Source organism: Rossellomorea sp. DA94 (assembly GCF_029834455.1).
Lineage (GTDB): Bacteria > Bacillota > Bacilli > Bacillales > Bacillaceae_B > Rossellomorea > Rossellomorea vietnamensis.
The window spans coordinates 15,001-32,500 of sequence record NZ_CP122397.1 but is presented as its reverse complement, the minus strand read 5'-3'; the positions used below and the strand labels follow the sequence as shown (position 1 = coordinate 32,500).

The 17,500-nt window shown below is 44.4% G+C and carries 15 protein-coding genes, 1 tRNA gene, 2 rRNA genes, 1 other RNA gene and 1 other annotated feature (2 of these 20 running past the window's edge); of the genes, 6 read left to right on the top strand and 13 right to left on the bottom strand.

The genetic code is table 11. The features are described 5' to 3' along the window. The 4 genes from P8596_RS00150 to tadA form a co-directional block, all read right to left on the bottom strand. Positions 1–303, bottom strand: the 5' portion of a protein-coding gene (locus P8596_RS00150; protein WP_375162873.1) for a YbaB/EbfC family nucleoid-associated protein. Its footprint begins 24 nt before the window's first position; the window shows 303 of its 327 coding nt (coding positions 1–303); the start codon lies at positions 301–303; its stop codon lies beyond the left edge, outside the window. Positions 304–331: 28 nt separating this feature from the next. Beyond that, entirely contained in the window at positions 332–2,020 is a 1,689-nt protein-coding gene (gene dnaX / locus P8596_RS00145) for a DNA polymerase III subunit gamma/tau (RefSeq protein WP_279725470.1), read from the bottom strand. A 151-nt stretch (positions 2,021–2,171) separates the two neighbouring features. Further along, an RNA gene (gene ffs / locus P8596_RS00140) (signal recognition particle sRNA large type) lies at positions 2,172–2,436 on the bottom strand. 98 nt (positions 2,437–2,534) lie between these two features. After that, positions 2,535–3,029, bottom strand: coding sequence for a tRNA adenosine(34) deaminase TadA (tadA, locus tag P8596_RS00135; protein WP_254652738.1), 495 nt, complete (start codon positions 3,027–3,029; stop codon positions 2,535–2,537). Between the two features lie 82 nt (positions 3,030–3,111). Between tadA and P8596_RS00130 the strand changes: the two genes are divergently transcribed. The 5 genes from P8596_RS00130 (at position 3,112) to P8596_RS00110 (ending at position 7,664) form a co-directional block, all read left to right on the top strand. Next, complete coding sequence (locus P8596_RS00130) at positions 3,112–3,651, top strand: cysteine hydrolase family protein (RefSeq protein ID WP_034766112.1); 540 nt, start codon at positions 3,112–3,114, stop codon at positions 3,649–3,651. Between the two features lie 78 nt (positions 3,652–3,729). Next, positions 3,730–5,016 (top strand): glycoside hydrolase family 18 protein, encoded by a 1,287-nt coding sequence (locus tag P8596_RS00125; RefSeq protein WP_224522397.1) that lies wholly within the window; start codon positions 3,730–3,732, stop codon positions 5,014–5,016. 219 nt (positions 5,017–5,235) lie between these two features. Further along, positions 5,236–5,892, top strand: a complete 657-nt coding sequence (locus P8596_RS00120; protein WP_060675048.1) for a deoxynucleoside kinase — start codon at positions 5,236–5,238, stop codon at positions 5,890–5,892. Continuing rightward, complete coding sequence (locus tag P8596_RS00115) at positions 5,876–6,544, top strand: deoxynucleoside kinase (RefSeq protein ID WP_034766108.1); 669 nt, start codon at positions 5,876–5,878, stop codon at positions 6,542–6,544. Before P8596_RS00120 ends, P8596_RS00115 begins: the two co-directional genes overlap by 17 nt. A 757-nt stretch (positions 6,545–7,301) precedes the next feature. Next, complete coding sequence (locus P8596_RS00110) at positions 7,302–7,664, top strand: hypothetical protein (RefSeq protein ID WP_034766106.1); 363 nt, start codon at positions 7,302–7,304, stop codon at positions 7,662–7,664. 106 nt (positions 7,665–7,770) lie between these two features. Here the strand turns inward: P8596_RS00110 and P8596_RS00105 are convergent. The 6 genes from P8596_RS00105 to guaB form a co-directional block, all read right to left on the bottom strand. Then, a tRNA-Ser gene (locus P8596_RS00105) sits at positions 7,771–7,863 on the bottom strand. Positions 7,864–7,979: 116 nt separating this feature from the next. Continuing rightward, positions 7,980–9,254 (bottom strand): serine--tRNA ligase, encoded by a 1,275-nt coding sequence (serS, locus tag P8596_RS00100; RefSeq protein WP_254652736.1) that lies wholly within the window; start codon positions 9,252–9,254, stop codon positions 7,980–7,982. A gap of 48 nt (positions 9,255–9,302) precedes the next feature. Further along, positions 9,303–9,511 (bottom strand) — a binding site (T-box leader). A 53-nt stretch (positions 9,512–9,564) separates the two neighbouring features. Next, positions 9,565–10,155, bottom strand: a complete 591-nt coding sequence (gene pdxT / locus P8596_RS00095; RefSeq protein WP_279725469.1) for a pyridoxal 5'-phosphate synthase glutaminase subunit PdxT — start codon at positions 10,153–10,155, stop codon at positions 9,565–9,567. An 11-nt stretch (positions 10,156–10,166) separates the two neighbouring features. Continuing rightward, the gene (gene pdxS / locus P8596_RS00090; RefSeq protein WP_279725468.1) at positions 10,167–11,048 is read right to left on the bottom strand and encodes a pyridoxal 5'-phosphate synthase lyase subunit PdxS; all 882 of its coding nucleotides are present in this window, start codon (positions 11,046–11,048) and stop codon (positions 10,167–10,169) included. A 264-nt stretch (positions 11,049–11,312) separates the two neighbouring features. Next, positions 11,313–12,632, bottom strand: coding sequence for a serine hydrolase (locus P8596_RS00085; RefSeq protein WP_481900326.1), 1,320 nt, complete (start codon positions 12,630–12,632; stop codon positions 11,313–11,315). Positions 12,633–12,863: 231 nt separating this feature from the next. Further along, positions 12,864–14,327: an IMP dehydrogenase gene (gene guaB, locus P8596_RS00080; protein ID WP_279725465.1), complete on the bottom strand. Its 1,464-nt coding sequence runs from the start codon at positions 14,325–14,327 to the stop codon at positions 12,864–12,866. A 112-nt stretch (positions 14,328–14,439) separates the two neighbouring features. Between guaB and P8596_RS00075 the strand changes: the two genes are divergently transcribed. Beyond that, positions 14,440–15,375 (top strand): YaaC family protein, encoded by a 936-nt coding sequence (locus P8596_RS00075; protein ID WP_279725463.1) that lies wholly within the window; start codon positions 14,440–14,442, stop codon positions 15,373–15,375. 33 nt (positions 15,376–15,408) lie between these two features. On the opposite strand, the gene P8596_RS00070 is transcribed toward P8596_RS00075, so the two are convergent. The 3 genes from P8596_RS00070 to P8596_RS00060 form a co-directional block, all read right to left on the bottom strand. Then, complete coding sequence (locus P8596_RS00070; protein WP_279725461.1) at positions 15,409–15,894, bottom strand: glutathione peroxidase; 486 nt, start codon at positions 15,892–15,894, stop codon at positions 15,409–15,411. 828 nt (positions 15,895–16,722) lie between these two features. After that, positions 16,723–16,839, bottom strand: a 5S ribosomal RNA gene (gene rrf / locus P8596_RS00065). A gap of 102 nt (positions 16,840–16,941) precedes the next feature. After that, a 23S ribosomal RNA gene (locus P8596_RS00060) occupies positions 16,942–17,500 on the bottom strand; it runs 2,377 nt beyond the window's last position.

Genomic DNA, 17,500 nt, shown 5'->3' with positions numbered 1-17,500 from the left:
TCCTTTAGTGAACTGACCCATGGTTGAGTTCGTTAGTTCGTCCGCTTTCTTCAGTGCATCGTTAGTTGCTGCAAGAACTAAGTCTTGTAACATTTCTACATCATCCGGATCAACCGCTTCTTCGTTGATTTTCACGTCAATGACTTGTTTGTGGCCGGACACAATAACTGTTACCATACCGCCGCCTGCTGTTCCTTCGATTTGCTTTTCACCCAGTTCTTCCTGAGCTTCCGCCATCTTCTTTTGCATTTTTTGCATTTGTTTCATCATGTTTTGCATATTTCCATTTCCACGCATCATCATCATTACCTCCAGTTTATTATTGAAACTATTAATCGTTAAGTTCTATTAAATCCATACCGACCAGCTTTTCAGCTTCCGTTAAGAGAGAATCTTCTTCTTGATTTCCGCTGGATGAATCCCCATCCTCTGTTTTCGAATTCCGGATGAAGTCTTCCCTTATGGACATCCACTGATCCTCAGGAATCCCAATAGCCGCATAGCTATTTCCCGTTAATTCTTCCAAGATGGAAGCAATCGCGGAAGTGAAAGCTTGATTCTCCATTGCCATTTGACAATGGATATCATATTTGAATTTTAACACAAATGAGCCGTTTGTTGCTGCTACAGGTTCAGCATCATTTAATAATGCAGACTGCGAACGCATCTGACGCTGATTAAGGGTTTCCACCATGTCTCCCCAACGGCTCTTGATAAGATTCAAATCCTCTTTCGTGGCCGTTCGGAGCACTTCCTGGATCTTACCGGTAGGGGCACGGAACCCCTTCTTCGCCCTGATCGGTTTTTTCGCAGCCTGTGCAGCGGGCTCCGCTTGGACCTTGACTCCATTTGCCTTCAGTTGTTCGACCTCTTTTTCAAGAAGGTTGATCTTTTTCATCAAATCATTTACTTCCGGCGAAGAAGCGGATACGGGCGCTTCCATCTGACAAAGCTTCACAATGGAAACCTCCAGATAAATCCGGGCATGGTTCGTAAATTTCATTTCCTGTCCGGCCTGATTCAGGACGTCAATGTACTGATAGATCTGTCCAGGCTGGGTACGCCCTGCCAATTCTTTAAAATCATCGTCGAGCATGACCCGTTCCAGTGATTCCTCCAGGTTCGGTGCGGTCTGGTATAACAGCATGTCCCGGAAATAAAGAATGAAGTCTTCTGCGAACCTCGCCGGATCCTTCCCTTGAAACAGGAGCTCTTCCAGGGCCCCTAAACCAGTTGTAACATCTCGTTCCAGGATGGCCTTTGCCAGCGTATTCAAGTAACCTTGAGACACGGCTCCCGTTACCGTCAGGGCATCGTCGACCGTGACCCGGTCCTGACTGAAGGAGATCGCCTGATCGAGAAGGCTGAGAGCATCACGCATCCCGCCCTCGGCAGCCCTAGCGATGATCGTCAAGGCATTTTCCTCAAAATTCACGCCGGATTCTGTGGCAATATGACTCATTCTTCCCACAATATCCATGGCGGTGATCCGTTTGAAGTCAAATCGCTGACAGCGCGAAATGATGGTCAGGGGAATCTTATGGGGTTCGGTCGTCGCCAGGATGAATATGACATGCTTAGGCGGCTCCTCCAATGTTTTCAGAAGCGCATTGAATGCCCCGATGGACAGCATATGAACTTCATCGATGATGTAGACTTTATACTCGACAACGTTTGGAGAATATTTGACTTTATCCCGAATGTCCCGGATCTCCTCCACCCCGTTATTGGAGGCGGCATCGATTTCAATGACATCAGGGATCGAACCGTCCGTGATCCCTTTACACGCATCGCACTCATTGCAAGGTTCCGCTACAGGGGAACGTTCACAGTTAACGGCTTTCGCCAGGATCTTCGCTGCACTCGTCTTCCCTGTCCCTCTTGGTCCCGAGAATAAATAGGCATGGGAAATCTTCTGATGAAGGAGGGCATTTTGCAACGTTTTCGTTACATGCTGCTGTCCCACTACATCAATAAATGACTGAGGACGCCACACACGATATAAAGCTTGATATGCCAAAATACTCCCCCCTCTTTTTATGTACTATAGTGTCTCTATTATAACGTAATGTAAATCCCTTTTACAAAGAAAACCGGAGATCAATTTAAACCTTTACATAAACAAAAAACTCACCCGGAAATGGATGAGTTGTTGTATATAAGTTAAACTGCCGTGCACCTTTCGTCGACAAGCATCCATAGGCGTTACTCAAGCAGTTAGCTCGGCCCAGGCAACCCTGCGGCACATGGGAGCTTCCACTTAATGCTGCTTCCTTCCGGACCTGACATGGTTCATGGATTCCCATTGCGCAGGACCCAGGCGTCAACACCACTTACTTGAGGCAGGCCCTACAGAGTGCGAGCCTCGGAAAGGAATTCGGTCTCGCTAGAGCGGATTGCGAGTACAGGGCACCGCTACCTCCCCACCTAGCACGGCAAAATTGATACCATATTTAGTTGCGTCATTAGTGCGACGCAAGATTAAGTATACTAGGATTTACGGTAAAAAGCAATGATGGAATGCTGTAAGTTATTTACAGACTATCCATCCTCTTTTTCTTCTCACTTTTCTTCCGATCCCTTAACCCTTTAAAAAATCGGGACAGGATTCCACCACACTCTTCCGACAACACCCCAGGCAATACTTCACACTGGTGATTAAACCGATCATCCTCAAGTAGATTCATCAGCGTCCCGGCACAACCCGCTTTCGGATCCTTTGCCCCATAAACGACTTTCTCGATTCGTGATAGGATGATGGCACCGCTGCACATGGGACATGGTTCAAGGGTGACATAAATCTCCGCTCCTTCAAGACGCCAAGTGCCAAGCTTCTCACACGCCTCTTGGATCGCCAGTGTTTCTGCGTGGGTGATGGCGTTTTGGCTCGTTTCCCTCAGATTATGGGCCCGGGCGATGATTTCGTCATCCATCACAATCACGGCGCCAATCGGGACTTCCTGGATGGCGGCGGCTTTCTCTGCTTCTATCAGTGCTTCTTTCATAAACTGTTCTTCTCTTATACCCATTGTGTACTCCTGTAAATTTATTTCTCAATTCTTTATAAAATATCCCGATTCACACCAAACTATAGTGGAAAGGGGCTTTCACATGATACCTAACGATACTGCTCTTCTGGTCATCGATATTATGAATCCATTTGACTTTAAACACGGGGAAACGTTGGCGCAACACACCTCAAAGATTGTCGATCCCATTAACTCCCTGCGTCGCTATTGTATGAAACATCAGCTTCCTACCATCTATATTAACGACCATTACGAGCTTTGGAAAGCAGATTACAAAGAGATCTATAAGAAATGTCATAATAAGACGAGCGACCCGATCATGACTCCTCTCCAACCGATGGAAGACGATTACTTTCTTATTAAACCGAAGCATTCTGCCTTTTATGGTACGGCATTAAACACACTTCTTCACCACTTATCTGTCAAGAACCTGATCATCACAGGGATTGCCGGTAATATATGTGTACTCTTCACAGCCAATGATGCCTATATGAGAGAGTTTAACCTGATGGTGCCCGGCGACGCCATCGCTTCTGTCAGTGAAGAAGATAATCACTACGCTTTGACGATGATGAAAAATGTCTTAAAAGCAAAGATTGATCCTACCGGCGGGATTTTATAAAATTTCCCGCAGAAAACATATTCAAACCACCCTTCTCATACGCTGATTATAGTGAATGAATTAAAGGAGGGTTTGTTTATGCAAATACATGTTGTCCAGCCGAACCAATCTTTATTTGGTATCGCCCAAGCGTATGGATCAACAGTTAATGATATAGTGGACGCTAATCAATTGCCGAACCCCAATAATTTAGTGATCGGCCAATCACTGGTCATCCCGATTATAGGAAGTTTTTATTTTGTTCAACCCGGGGATAGTCTTTGGAGAATCAGTCAAAAGACGGGCGTCCCTTATCAGGAACTTGCAAGGGTGAACGGGATTTCTCCTAATCAGCCTCTACAGGTGGGGACTCGTTTATACATCCCACAGAAGCCTAAGGTGAAAGCGGAGTTTAATGGCTATGTTGAGCCATACGGAAAGGAAGTGGCCCCGAACCTTGAACAAAGCGCCAAGGAAGCCGCCCCCTACCTCACGTATCTCGCTCCGTTCAGTTTTCAGGCGAAGCGGGATGGCACTTTGAAAGAACCTCCCCTCGGTAACCTCATTCAAACCGGGAAAGACAATAATAATGTCATGATGATGGCCATCACCAACCAGGAGGAAGGGACATTCAGTGATGAACTGGGCAGAATTCTATTAACCGATCAGAACATCCAGAATAAGTTCCTGGATAACGTCGTCCAAACGGCTAAGAAATATGGATTCAGGGATATTCACTTCGACTTTGAGTACTTACGTCCACAGGACAAAGAAGCCTACAACCAATTTTTACGAAAAGCGAAGGCACGCTTCAATCAGGAAGGATGGCTGCTCTCCACCGCCCTTGCTCCAAAGACCAGTGCGGATCAAAAAGGGAAATGGTATGAAGCACATGATTATAAAGCCCACGGTGAAATTGTCGACTTCGTGGTCATCATGACGTATGAGTGGGGTTACAGCGGCGGTCCTGCCATGGCCGTATCCCCTATCGGACCGGTGAGGGATGTTCTTGAGTACGCTGTTTCTGAGATGCCTCCATCAAAGATTCTCATGGGGCAGAATTTGTATGGTTATGACTGGACACTCCCTTTTGTACAGGGAAGCACAGCCAAAGCCATCAGTCCGCAACAGGCAATCCAGATAGCCGCTGATAACAATGTTAAAATCGATTATGATCAAAAAGCGCAGGCACCATTCTTCAAGTACCGTGATGCAGGCACCGGAAAGGATCATGAAGTTTGGTTTGAAGATGCAAGGAGCATCCAGGCCAAATTCGACCTTATGAAAGAATTGAAATTGAGGGGGATGAGCTATTGGAAGCTCGGTCTGCCTTTCCCTCAAAACTGGCTGTTAATTTCCGACAATTTCAATGTTGTAAAAAGATAATTAATAGAAGCTGATGGATAGGTAAATCTATAAACACCTATTCATCAGCTTTTTATGTGCGTCTTCATAAAATTCCCTTACAGGAAGCCGATACAATGAAGGTGATGTGTTTTATCTATACAGGAAATATCCTGAACAAACCATCCATATATTGTGTTACAATAATTCCTGTCGTAATTTTTCACACTATATTCGAGAGTAATATGAGGAGGACAATTAATGGGGCGCATTCCTTTCATTACCGTTGAAGGCCCGATTGGAATAGGAAAAACCTCTCTTGCAAAAGCGATTTCCGATCATTTTCAATTTCACCTGCTTAAAGAAATCGTAGATGAAAACCCATTCTTAGATAAGTTTTATGATGACATTGAAGAGTGGAGCTTTCAAACAGAGATGTTTTTCTTATGCAATCGATATAAACAATTAGAAGATATCGAGAAACACTACTTATCTCAGAACAAATCTGTCGTTGCAGATTATCATATTCTTAAAAACATCATCTTCGCAAAACGCACATTGAAGGATGAACAACAATTCAAGAAATACCTCAACATCTATGACATCCTGACTTCAGACATGCCGAGACCCAATGTGGTCATTTACTTGAACGCAAGCTTGGATACGCTACTGAAGCGCATCGAAAAAAGAGGACGTGATTTTGAAAAGAAAATCAGCCCTCTATACCTGAAGCAGCTATCACTGGATTATGAAGAATATATGAATACATTCGAAGAAACACACCCGGATATCCCTGTTCTTCGCTACAATGGCGACCACGTAGACTTTGTTCAAAACAAAGAGGATCTGGATCATATTCTTACTCAATTAGAAACTACACTGAAAAAAGGAGTTCACTATCATGAATCTTCGCACTAAATACGGGATCCCGAACAATGCCGTGATCACCATTGCCGGAACGGTCGGTGTCGGGAAATCCACGATGACAAACGGATTGGCTAACGCTTTGGGCTTCCGGACGTCATTTGAAAAAGTGGATACCAATCCATATCTTGATAAATTTTATCAGGACTTTAAAAGCTGGAGCTTCCACCTTCAAGTCTACTTCCTGGCAGAACGCTTTAAAGAACAAAAGAAAATCTTTGAATACGGCGGCGGCTTTATCCAAGACCGCTCGATCTACGAGGATACAGGCATATTCGCACGCATGCATTATGAAAAAGGGAATATGAGTGAAATCGACTATGAAACCTATACAAGCCTATTCGATGCCATGGTCATGACGCCATACTTCCCTCACCCTGATCTGTTGATTTACCTTGAAGGATCCATTGATCATATCGTGGACCGCATCAAAGAGCGGGGTCGCCCGATGGAACAGCAAACGCCTGTTGCCTACTGGGAGGAAATGCACGAGCGCTACGAAAACTGGATCAATTCCTTTAACGCGTGTCCCGTCTTAAGACTCGACATCAGCGAATACGATCTCGTCAACGACCAAAATTCCATCGAACCTATCGTCGAAAGAATCGGCTACTTCATCGAACAGACGAGAATGTTAAAGAGCTAAACGAAAAGCGGAGGCGCCTTGGTCAGGCCCGACAAGCATAAGACGAGTCATCCAAAAAGGCGGATTTTTGCCTTTTTGAATGGCTTGACTTATGACCTCGAGGGACTAGGCGCCGGAGCTGGATCAGAATATATAAAAAAAGACTACTCTGCGGTAAGAGTAGTCTTTTTTTGATGTTGAGAGAGTTGTGGTTGATTTCCGCTACAGGTGCTCGCTTTCCGCGGGGCTGGCGGTGAGCCTCCTCAGGCTTCGCCTTCCGGGGTCTCACCTGTCCAGCTTTTCCCGCAGGAGTCGAGCACCTTCCGCTCCAATCAACTTATCAAGCGTAAGCAGTTCCCTAACAGTGTTACTGTATGGGCTGCTTACAACCCAGTCATTTTCTTTTGAATGCAGAAGAAATGAATTATTAGTCGATGTCCTTTGCCTTTACTGCTTTTCAAAAACTATTTAGCTCGGTCAATAATTGCTACTATAGAGAGTGAGGGGAACTGCGTAGACTCCTACGGAAAACGGGCGCGCCGAGACCCCGGAAGCGATCTGTGCTGAGGAGGCTCGGCCGAACGTCCGTGGAAAGCGGAGCAGTTCCCCTCACTCTCCGGCACACACTCAATGACAGAGCATTTGCAAATCATTGTTGTGTAAGAATAACGACAAGCCATGAATGAACCAACAAGGTCTAAAAACAGCACCCATCCGTTTATTTCCATCCGAAAAGAGGTATAGGTAGTAACAAATAATCGATTAGGGAGATGTAGAGATGATGGAATCGAAACAAACTTATTTTGTTGATATCAGCAGCGGGGATATTCTGCAGGATCCGAATCAAAACGCCAGTCCAAGCTTTCGGATATTCGCAACCCCTACAGAGGTGAACGAGCTTAAAATGCTCTTTAACGATAACTATGATGACGATATGTCGACCATGAGACGCGCTCAGGTTCCATTCCGCCAGTATCATAATTCACCAGAAGATGATCATTATGATCAATCGATGAAGGATATTTATGCGAAGATCTACCTGCTGGGGGATGAAGAAGCACGCAGTCATATCACAGCAATCGGTGTACTCGAAAACACGTCCGATCACCATGTAAGAGAAGATATAGAGAACCTTAAGTAAGAGGTACCGGGTCCTTTGACATGGAGATAAAATAAAAAAATTCGTTACATGAAATGTAACGAATTCTATCTCCAAAGTTTATGCGCGATGGTTATAAAAAAATCAATGGAGGAGGAAGGGGGATTCGAACCCCCGCGGGCTGTTACACCCCTGTCGGTTTTCAAGACCGATCCCTTCAGCCGGACTTGGGTATTCCTCCGTATCGACAAGAATTATAATAACATGGTGTATAAATGGAGTCAAGGATATTTCAAAAAAAATTAAAAAGAAGTCTCACGGAGGAACGCGAGACCTCTTTTTGCTGACAAAAACGTTTTATTTAATGACTTCCACTCCACCCATATATGGACGAAGGGCTTCTGGTACGATGACACTGCCATCCTCCTGCTGGTAGTTTTCCAGGATGGCGGCTACTGTACGTCCGATCGCTAATCCAGAACCATTTAACGTATGCACATGTTCAGGCTTTGCGTTCGGCTCTCTTCTGAAGCGGATGTTGGCACGTCTCGCCTGGAAGCTCTCAAAGTTACTGCAAGAAGAAATCTCACGGTACGTCCCGTAACTCGGGATCCACACTTCAATGTCGTACTTCTTGGCTGCTGTGAAGCCCAGGTCCGCTGTACACATAGATAATACGCGGTACGGCAGGCCAAGCAGCTGAAGAACTTTTTCAGCGTGACCCGTCAATTTCTCTAACTCATCATAAGAGTCCTCAGGCTTCACAAAGCGTACCAGCTCGACTTTGTTGAATTGATGCTGACGGATCAGCCCTCTTGTGTCACGTCCTGCAGATCCAGCTTCAGAGCGGAAGTTGGCGCTGTATGCCACATAGCTTACAGGCAGTTCGTCAGCCTTCAGGATCTCATCACGATGATAATTCGTCACAGGCACTTCTGCCGTTGGTACTAGGAAGTAGTCTTCACTTTCAATTCTGAATGCATCTTCCTCAAACTTTGGAAGCTGACCTGTTCCTGTCATACTCGCTCTATTCACAAGGAATGGAGGGATCATTTCTGTATAGCCATGCTCATCCATGTGAAGGTCCATCATGAAGTTGATGAGGGCTCTTTCAAGTCTTGCTCCAAGTCCTTTATAGAAAACGAATCGGCTCCCCGTCACTTTCCCTGCACGTTCGAAATCAAGAATTCCAAGTCCTGTGGCAACATCCCAGTGAGGCTGTGCTTCGAAATCAAATTCCCTGACCTCTCCCCATTTACGCGCTTCAACATTATCATCTTCTGTTTCTCCGACAGGTACCGTTTCATGAGGGATATTTGGAATAGAAAGAAGGATGCGCTCAAGTTCTTCTTCGATGCCTCTTAATTCATCATCCAGCTTTTTAACCATGGCCCCGACTTCGCGCATTTCCACAATCATATCCTGAGCATCTTTTTTCTCTTTTTTCAGCTCGGCAATTTGTTGGGATACATCATTACGCTTGCTCTTGAGATCTTCACTTTCCACAAGGAGCTCTCTTCTTCTCTTATCAAGCTCTTCAAACTTACCGAAGTCCTCCAGGTTCTCACCGCGGTGCTGAAGTCGGGCTTTTACATCTTCCAGATTGTTACGTAAATACTTAATGTCTAACATGCAGTTTCTCTCCTTTTTATAAAAATATAAAAAACCCCCATCCCTGGTAAAAGGGACGGAGGTTTCCGCGTTGCCACCCTAATTGAAGACGCTTCGCATCTTCCTCTTAAGAGATGGTAACGGAATCACCGAAAATACCTACTTCATTCAGTACTTCACTCAAGGATGGATTCGTAAAGCTCCTGCATCGATTCTCACCGGCCATCGACTCTCTTTAGCAAGCTTTCTTTACTACTATTTCCTCTCAACGATTTTAATTTTTATTGGTTATTTCATAATCTACTACAATGTTTTCCATTTTGCAATAGAATTATGCGATTGTTTTTCCCATGCTTTCTTTCACCATTTCAACGAAAAATGCAGTCAGACGATGATCATCCGTCAATTCAGGATGGAATGAACAGCCGAGGAACTGTCCGTGGCGGGCAAGCACGATACGCTCGTTATGCTTCGCCAGGATTTCAACATCTTCTCCTGCTTCCACGATATGAGGCGCACGGATGAAGACAGCATTGAATCCTTCTCCGACATGGGCAATCGAAAGGTCCGCTTCGAAGCTTTCCTTCTGACGGCCGAATGAATTACGCTCCACCGTCACATCCATCACCCCAAGATGAGCCTCTTCATAACCCACAACATGCTTCGCTAACAGAATCAAACCGGCACATGTTCCAAAGATCGGCTTCCCTGCTGCTGCGAATTGTCTTAACGGTTCCATAAAACCATAGCGGTCAATCAACCTTCTCATCGTCGTACTTTCCCCACCAGGCATGATGAGCCCCTGAATCTCTTCCAGTTGCTCTACACGCTTAATGACAATCGCTTTGGCACCTGAAGCTTCAATGGAACGTACATGCTCCCTGACGGCACCTTGAAGTCCTAATACACCGATGTTCAACATAGAATCACACCTTACCATCCACGGTCTTGCATGCGGTTTTCAGGGAGGATAGAAGAAATTTCTACACCCTTCATGGCTACACCAAGCTCTTTAGACAGTTCTGCGATCAACTTGTAATCCTGGTAGTGAGTAGTCGCTTCTACAATCGCTCTTGCGAATTTCTCAGGGTTTTCTGACTTGAAGATACCAGAACCTACGAACACTCCGTCAGCCCCTAATTCCATCATAAGAGCAGCGTCAGCTGGTGTGGCAATTCCGCCTGCAGCAAAGTTTACAACCGGTAAACGACCATTTTCTTTAATTTCTAACAATAATTCGTATGGAGCTGCCAGTAACTTCGCTTCTGTCATGATCTCATCTTCATTCATGCTCACTAGCTTACGTACTTGAGCATTGACCTTACGCATATGACGAACCGCTTCAACGATGTTACCTGTTCCAGGCTCACCCTTTGTACGAAGCATAGATGCCCCTTCACCGATTCGGCGGGCAGCTTCACCTAAATCACGGCATCCGCATACGAAAGGAACCGTGAAATCTCTTTTATTTAAATGGTACTCTTCATCAGCCGGCGTCAATACTTCACTTTCATCAAGATAATCAACACCCATTGATTCAAGAACCCTTGCCTCAACGATATGACCGATGCGAGCCTTCGCCATTACTGGAATCGACACGGCACCCATCACTTCTTCAATAATACGAGGATCTGCCATTCTTGCCACTCCACCTGCAGCACGGATGTCTGCTGGAACTCGTTCTAAAGCCATTACCGCAACTGCACCTGCAGCTTCGGCAACTTTTGCCTGCTCTGCATTGACAACGTCCATGATGACGCCGCCTTTTTGCATTTCAGCCATACCTCTTTTTACACGATCTGTACCAGTCTTCATATCTATATCCCCCTTATATTTATCCCTTGCCTGCCCCACAACTTCCCAAAAAAGGAAGAAAACGTGACTAAAACAATCGGAATGATTATGTAACCCTACTGCTAAATAAACAATAAAAATGGGCTTATGTCAAGACGAAAAGCGGAGGGGGCTTGGTCAGGCCCGACAAGCATTCCTTCGGTCCCTTTGTAGAATCCCCTTCAATAAACCAATTATGAAAAAACACCAAGACTTGTCCAACATGAGTCTTGGTGTTTCATTATATTAGAACCAGCCTTTAACCGTAGAAGTAATGGAATCCCAGATATCTCCGAAGAAACCACCGACGGCCCTCATGGAAAGGACGAACCAGTTCGCTTTCTCTACACCATCCACTGTCACAACAGATGCCTTTGAAGCGTTCGTTCCTTTATCCGTAAGATAACCTAAATCTTTTTTGCCTTTAGCTTCCAGCATGACATACCCAACTTTTTCCCCTTCTTTAACAGGAGCCGTCAGTTCGCCATCACCATTCAACTTTTTCTTATCCAACACAAACTTAGGCTTGTATTGATCTTCTTCACCGTTCTTAACCACCATGCTTAATGGAGAATCGGTTTTGATTTGAACTTCTTTTTCTTTTCCTTTTTGAACCGGAAGTGTTTTATGTCCTTTTACTTTGTAGTCAGCAGGAAGGACTTCTTCCATACTATAATTATTAAAGGCATAATCTAGCATTTTTCTTGTTTCATTAAAACGGGCATCGTAAGAATTTTCACCTGGTGGAACATCTACATTCATCACGACAGTGATATATCTCATACCATCTCTTTCAGCTGTCCCAGTGAAACATGCTCCAGCAAAATCAGTAGTTCCGGTTTTCAACCCGTCCATACCTTCATACTCACGAATTAGAGTTGGTAACATATAGTTCCAATTTTCCATATCAACTTCGTCTTCTGTACCTTCAGCGAATTTTTTCTTAGCAATACTAGATGTATCTAAAACTTCCGGATAATCTTTCATTAACCGGTATGCAAGCGTTGCGGTATCTTTCGCAGACATCACATTTTCTTCATCTGCTCCACCGACCACTTGATCCACATAAGGAGCTAAATCTTTATTATTTAAACCAGTCACATTGACAAATTTATAGTTTTCCAAGCCCAGTTCTTTGGCTTTATCATTCATCATTTGAACAAACTTTTCTTGAGAACCGGCTACAGTTTCAGCGATGGCCATCGCTGCAGCATTCGCAGATTCGATCGCCATTGCCTCATACAGATCTTTGATATTATATGTTCCCTCTTCTCTTAATGGAACATTACTCAAATTATCATTATGGGACATATTCGAAATTTTTGTCGGAACCGTGTATGTCTGATCCCATTTCACTTTACCTTCTTTAACTGCTTCAAGTAACACGTATTCCGTCATCATCTTCGTCATACTTGCAATTCCTTGAGCTGTATCGGAATTCTTCTCATACAGAATCTTACCTGTACTTGCTTCTACTAAAATCGCAGCTTTTGCGTTTACGTCCAAGTCACCTTGAGCATTGGCAGGTTTCTGCACCATACTCATTGCCATCATAAAAACCATCATACAAACAAAAGATTTTTGAATCCAACTTCTTTTCACTGTTAGCCCTCCAAGATTTTATGTACACCTTCGTTATTTTAACATAGTTCCAAAGGTAAGAATAGACAGAGAATATGACTAGTTTTGGCATAGGTCAAGGGACTTGCGGCCTCTAAAAAAAGACGGAGAATAACCTTTCTTTCACATTAAAAAAAGCTGACCAGGAAATTCTGATCAGCTTTTGTCATTATTTTCTTATAAAGAGTAATTTGGTGCTTCTTTCGTAATCTGAACATCATGGGGATGACTTTCACGAAGGCCGGCACCTGTCATTTTAATGAACTGCGCCTTTTCTCTTAAGTCGTATAAGTCTTTCGTTCCACAGTAACCCATTCCTGAACGCAAGCCTCCAACCAGCTGATACAATGTATCGGCTAATGGCCCTTTATAAGGAATACGCCCTTCGATACCTTCTGGAACGAACTTTTTCGCTTCCTCTTGGAAATAGCGGTCCTTTGATCCTTTTTCCATAGAGCTGACAGAACCCATCCCTCTGTATACTTTAAAGCGGCGACCTTGGAAGATTTCCGTTTCGCCAGGGCTTTCAGATGTACCTGCCAATAAGCTTCCAAGCATGACGGCATGTCCTCCGGCTGCCAGGGCTTTCACGATATCACCGGAGTACTTGATGCCTCCATCGGCGATGATGCTCTTCCCATGCTTTCTTGCTTCAGTTGCACAATCATACACAGCGGTAATTTGTGGAACACCCACACCTGCAACCACGCGGGTTGTACAAATCGAACCAGGTCCGATTCCCACTTTAACCACATCTGCACCTGCTTCAATCAATTCTCTTGTCGCTTCAGCCGTGGCTACATTACCTGCAACGATATTTAACGTTGGATAAGCTTCACGTATTTCACGAACAATAGAAAGGACTCCAGCGGAATGACCGTGAGCCGTATCGATCACGATGACATCCACATGGGCTTTAACCAAATGTTCTACACGAGTTAATGTGTCCTTGGAAATACCAACGGCTGCTCCCACTAATAAACGACCTTGAGCATCTTTAGCCGAATTCGGGAACTCGATGACTTTCTCAATATCCTTGATCGTAATCAACCCTTTAAGTGTTCCTTCTTGATCGATCAAAGGCAGCTTTTCAATCTTATATTGCTGAAGAATTTTTTCCGCTTCTTCTAGGGTAGTGCCCACCGGAGCCGTTACAAGATTCTCCTTCGTCATGACATCCGAAATCTGGATCGAATAATCCTGGATGAAACGAAGGTCGCGATTCGTTAAAATCCCGACAAGCTTCTGTTCTTGCTCGTTGTTCACAATCGGAACACCGGAAATTCTATATTTGCCCATCAAGTGCTCTGCAGAAAAGACTTGATGATCCGGAGTTAAAAAGAATGGATCAGAGATAACTCCACTTTCGGAACGTTTTACTTTATCGACCTGTTCAGCTTGCTGTTCAATACTCATATTCTTGTGGATGATACCGAGTCCACCTGTTCGAGCCATGGCAATCGCCATTTCAGCTTCGGTTACGGTATCCATCCCTGCACTGATGATCGGAACATTCAGCTTGATTGTTTCCGTTAATTCAACAGAGATGTTGACATCCTTTGGTAACACCTCTGATTTGGCTGGTAATAATAACACATCGTCAAACGTTAAACCTTCTTTAGCAAATTTAGAATCCCACATGTTTTCGGCCTCCCTAGTCCCAAAATATTATTAGTAGGTTATCAATTGGTTAAAATACTGTCAAGAAGAATAGGATTAATTTAACTTTTCAGAATAATTAGAAGGTGATCTCTTGAACGAAATACATCAGCACTGGGACTTCATTCACTATTTTCAATCAGCCGAATACTCCCAGAAGTTTCTAAAAAAGTGTTACGAGAAACTGGGGTCCATTCAAGCTGAAGTAAAGAGTTATGACAACTGTTATCCATTCATGTATTATCTGGAACAAGGAGAACTTTATTATAAACAAGCCATGATGTCTCCTTTTTCACTAAAGCCCATATTGCTTTTTTATGGTTACATTCATTTCATTAAAGCGATTGTCCTGACAGAAGATCCGGAATATCCAGAAACAACTACCGTACTTGCTCATGGGATTACCTCAAGAAAAAGAAAGAAGCAGCAGTACAGGTTTCTACAAGATGAGGTAAAGGTTCAGAAAAACGGCCTCTTCTCACATTTCTCAGACCTCGTGTTCCACGTGAAACATATAATCGGGGAAAAATACAAAATGGAAGACCTGCTCGTCCAAATACCTGAACTCGAAGAAGCATTTCTTATTTTACTCAAGAAGAAGACCATGTTCTGGTTCACCAATCAAAACGAACTGACGATCGACGAGTCCTTACTATCCCACTTTCATATGTCCGGGTCTTTATTTAAACAATACTTGAACGAAAAAATAACGGGGGGTTCAATCTCTATTACAGAGGACATGCTGCACGCATCCTGCGCTGAGGAACAACTACCTGTCAGATGGCATTTAAACAAAAACCGGTTGGCACTGCCAGGAATTCGAAACGAAGCATCAGGTATACCTGAAGTGCTCATCCACTATGCCATCCTATACAACCTAAGCATGATTGCCCGGTACGAAACTGAATGGTGGGTGGAACTATTAAAAATACGAACGAATGAAGACTATCCAATCATTACGACGTTTCTCAACGTCACAACAGAAAAGTCACCCTATCTGTTACTCAAGATTCTTAAGGATAAAACATAGGAGAAAGAGAAAGGCCGAGCCTTTCCTCTTTCTCTATTCAGCCTGAAGTAACTTTCTAATGTCATCCTCAATTTTACGAGGATTGGTTTGAGGCGAATACCGGTCGAATACCTCACCATTTTTCCCAACGAGAAACTTAGTGAAGTTCCATTTAATATTTGAAAGAAGGACACCCTTTTTCTCCCGGGTTAAGAACGTGAACAATGGGTGAGCTTCCTTACCCTTTACGTCCACCTTCGCAAACATCGGGAATGATACTCCGTAATTCACCTGACAGAACTCTATGATATCATCCTGATTATCAAATTCCTGGTTCATGAATTGATCACACGGAAATCCCAGTACGACAAGCCCTTCCTCTTTGTACTCTTCATACAGGCCCTGAAGCTCTTCAAATTGGGGCGTAAAGCCACACTTACTTGCTGTGTTCACAATCAGCATGACCTTCCCCCGGTACTCGTCCAGCGACGTCACAGACCCATTCGCTCTCTTAACAGTGAAATCATAAATTGTCGTCATGTTTTTCTCTCCTTGTTTATACTCTTATTTAAATAATACGTTAGGAGGTTGGGGGATAGCAATTTTGAGTGGGTGTTGGAGAGGGGATGTTGGTGGGTGAAGTGGTTGGGATGGATAAGTGATTTGAATGGGTGGTTGGCAGGTAGTCAGATGACTGATATCTGATCTCGTACATCTAATAGATTGGCTACTAGGATAAAGAAAGTTTTATAATTCTATAGTATCTTGAAAAACACTTAGATGAGTGTACTAAGAAGCATAAAATGTGTCCTTGGTTAGCATAAGCCTTAAGATTTCAAGATTACTAGCCTTTTTTCAAGGACTTCGTAACCGAGAGAATAGGAAGAGAAGTTAATTGCGTCATTTACGGAAGTGATTGCGTCGTTTTTGAAATTATTGCGTCATTTTCAGAGGTATTTGCGTCGTTTTTTCTTTTTATGCGTTTTTCACCTTTTTATACCATCATTTCCTCCCTTCGCATTCTTCGTACTTCAAACCAAAACAAAAAAAGAGCAACTCCTAAGAGCTACTCTTTTTCCTATTTGCCTGGCGACGTCCTACTCTCACAGGGGGAGCCCCCAACTACCATCGGCACTGAAAGCTGCGGCTAGTGATGAGCGGCGAATCTTTTCGTCCGCTTCACTCGTTCAGATCCTCGTGTGGGAGCCACACTCCGGTCTTCTCTCCCTCGCGTCCTCGACCTTCTTGCTCCTCCCTACCCTCGCACTGCGGTCGAGGAGAAATCAGATAAAACATATATGTTCTTCGAACAAACTATATCAAAACCAAAAAAAGAGTAACTCCTAAGAGCTACTCCTTTTCCTATTTGCCTGGCGATGTCCTACTCTCACAGGGGGAGATCCCCCAACTACCATCGGCGCTGAAGAGCTTAACTTCCGTGTTCGGCATGGGAACGGGTGTGACCTCTTCGCCATTATCACCAGACGAATATTTAATTGAAGGATTGTTCCTTCAAAACTAGATAAAGGATTGATGTCAAGAAAGCCGAATATCGACCAATTGTTGTTCATATAAATATGACTCTTTGTGGTTAAGTCCTCGATCGATTAGTATCAGTCAACTCCACATGTCGCCATGCTTCCATCTCTGACCTATCTACCTAGTCATCTTCTAGGGATCTTACTCACTTACGTGATGGGAAATCTCATCTCGAGGGGGGCTTCATGCTTAGATGCTTTCAGCACTTATCCCTTCCGCACATAGCTACCCAGCGATGCCTTTGGCAAGACAACTGGTACACCAGCGGTGCGTCCATCCCGGTCCTCTCGTACTAAGGACAGCTCCTCTCAAATTTCCTGCGCCCACGACGGATAGGGACCGAACTGTCTCACGACGTTCTGAACCCAGCTCGCGTACCGCTTTAATGGGCGAACAGCCCAACCCTTGGGACCGACTACAGCCCCAGGATGCGATGAGCCGACATCGAGGTGCCAAACCTCCCCGTCGATGTGGACTCTTGGGGGAGATAAGCCTGTTATCCCCGGGGTAGCTTTTATCCGTTGAGCGATGGCCCTTCCATGCGGAACCACCGGATCACTAAGCCCGACTTTCGTCCCTGCTCGACTTGTAGGTCTCGCAGTCAAGC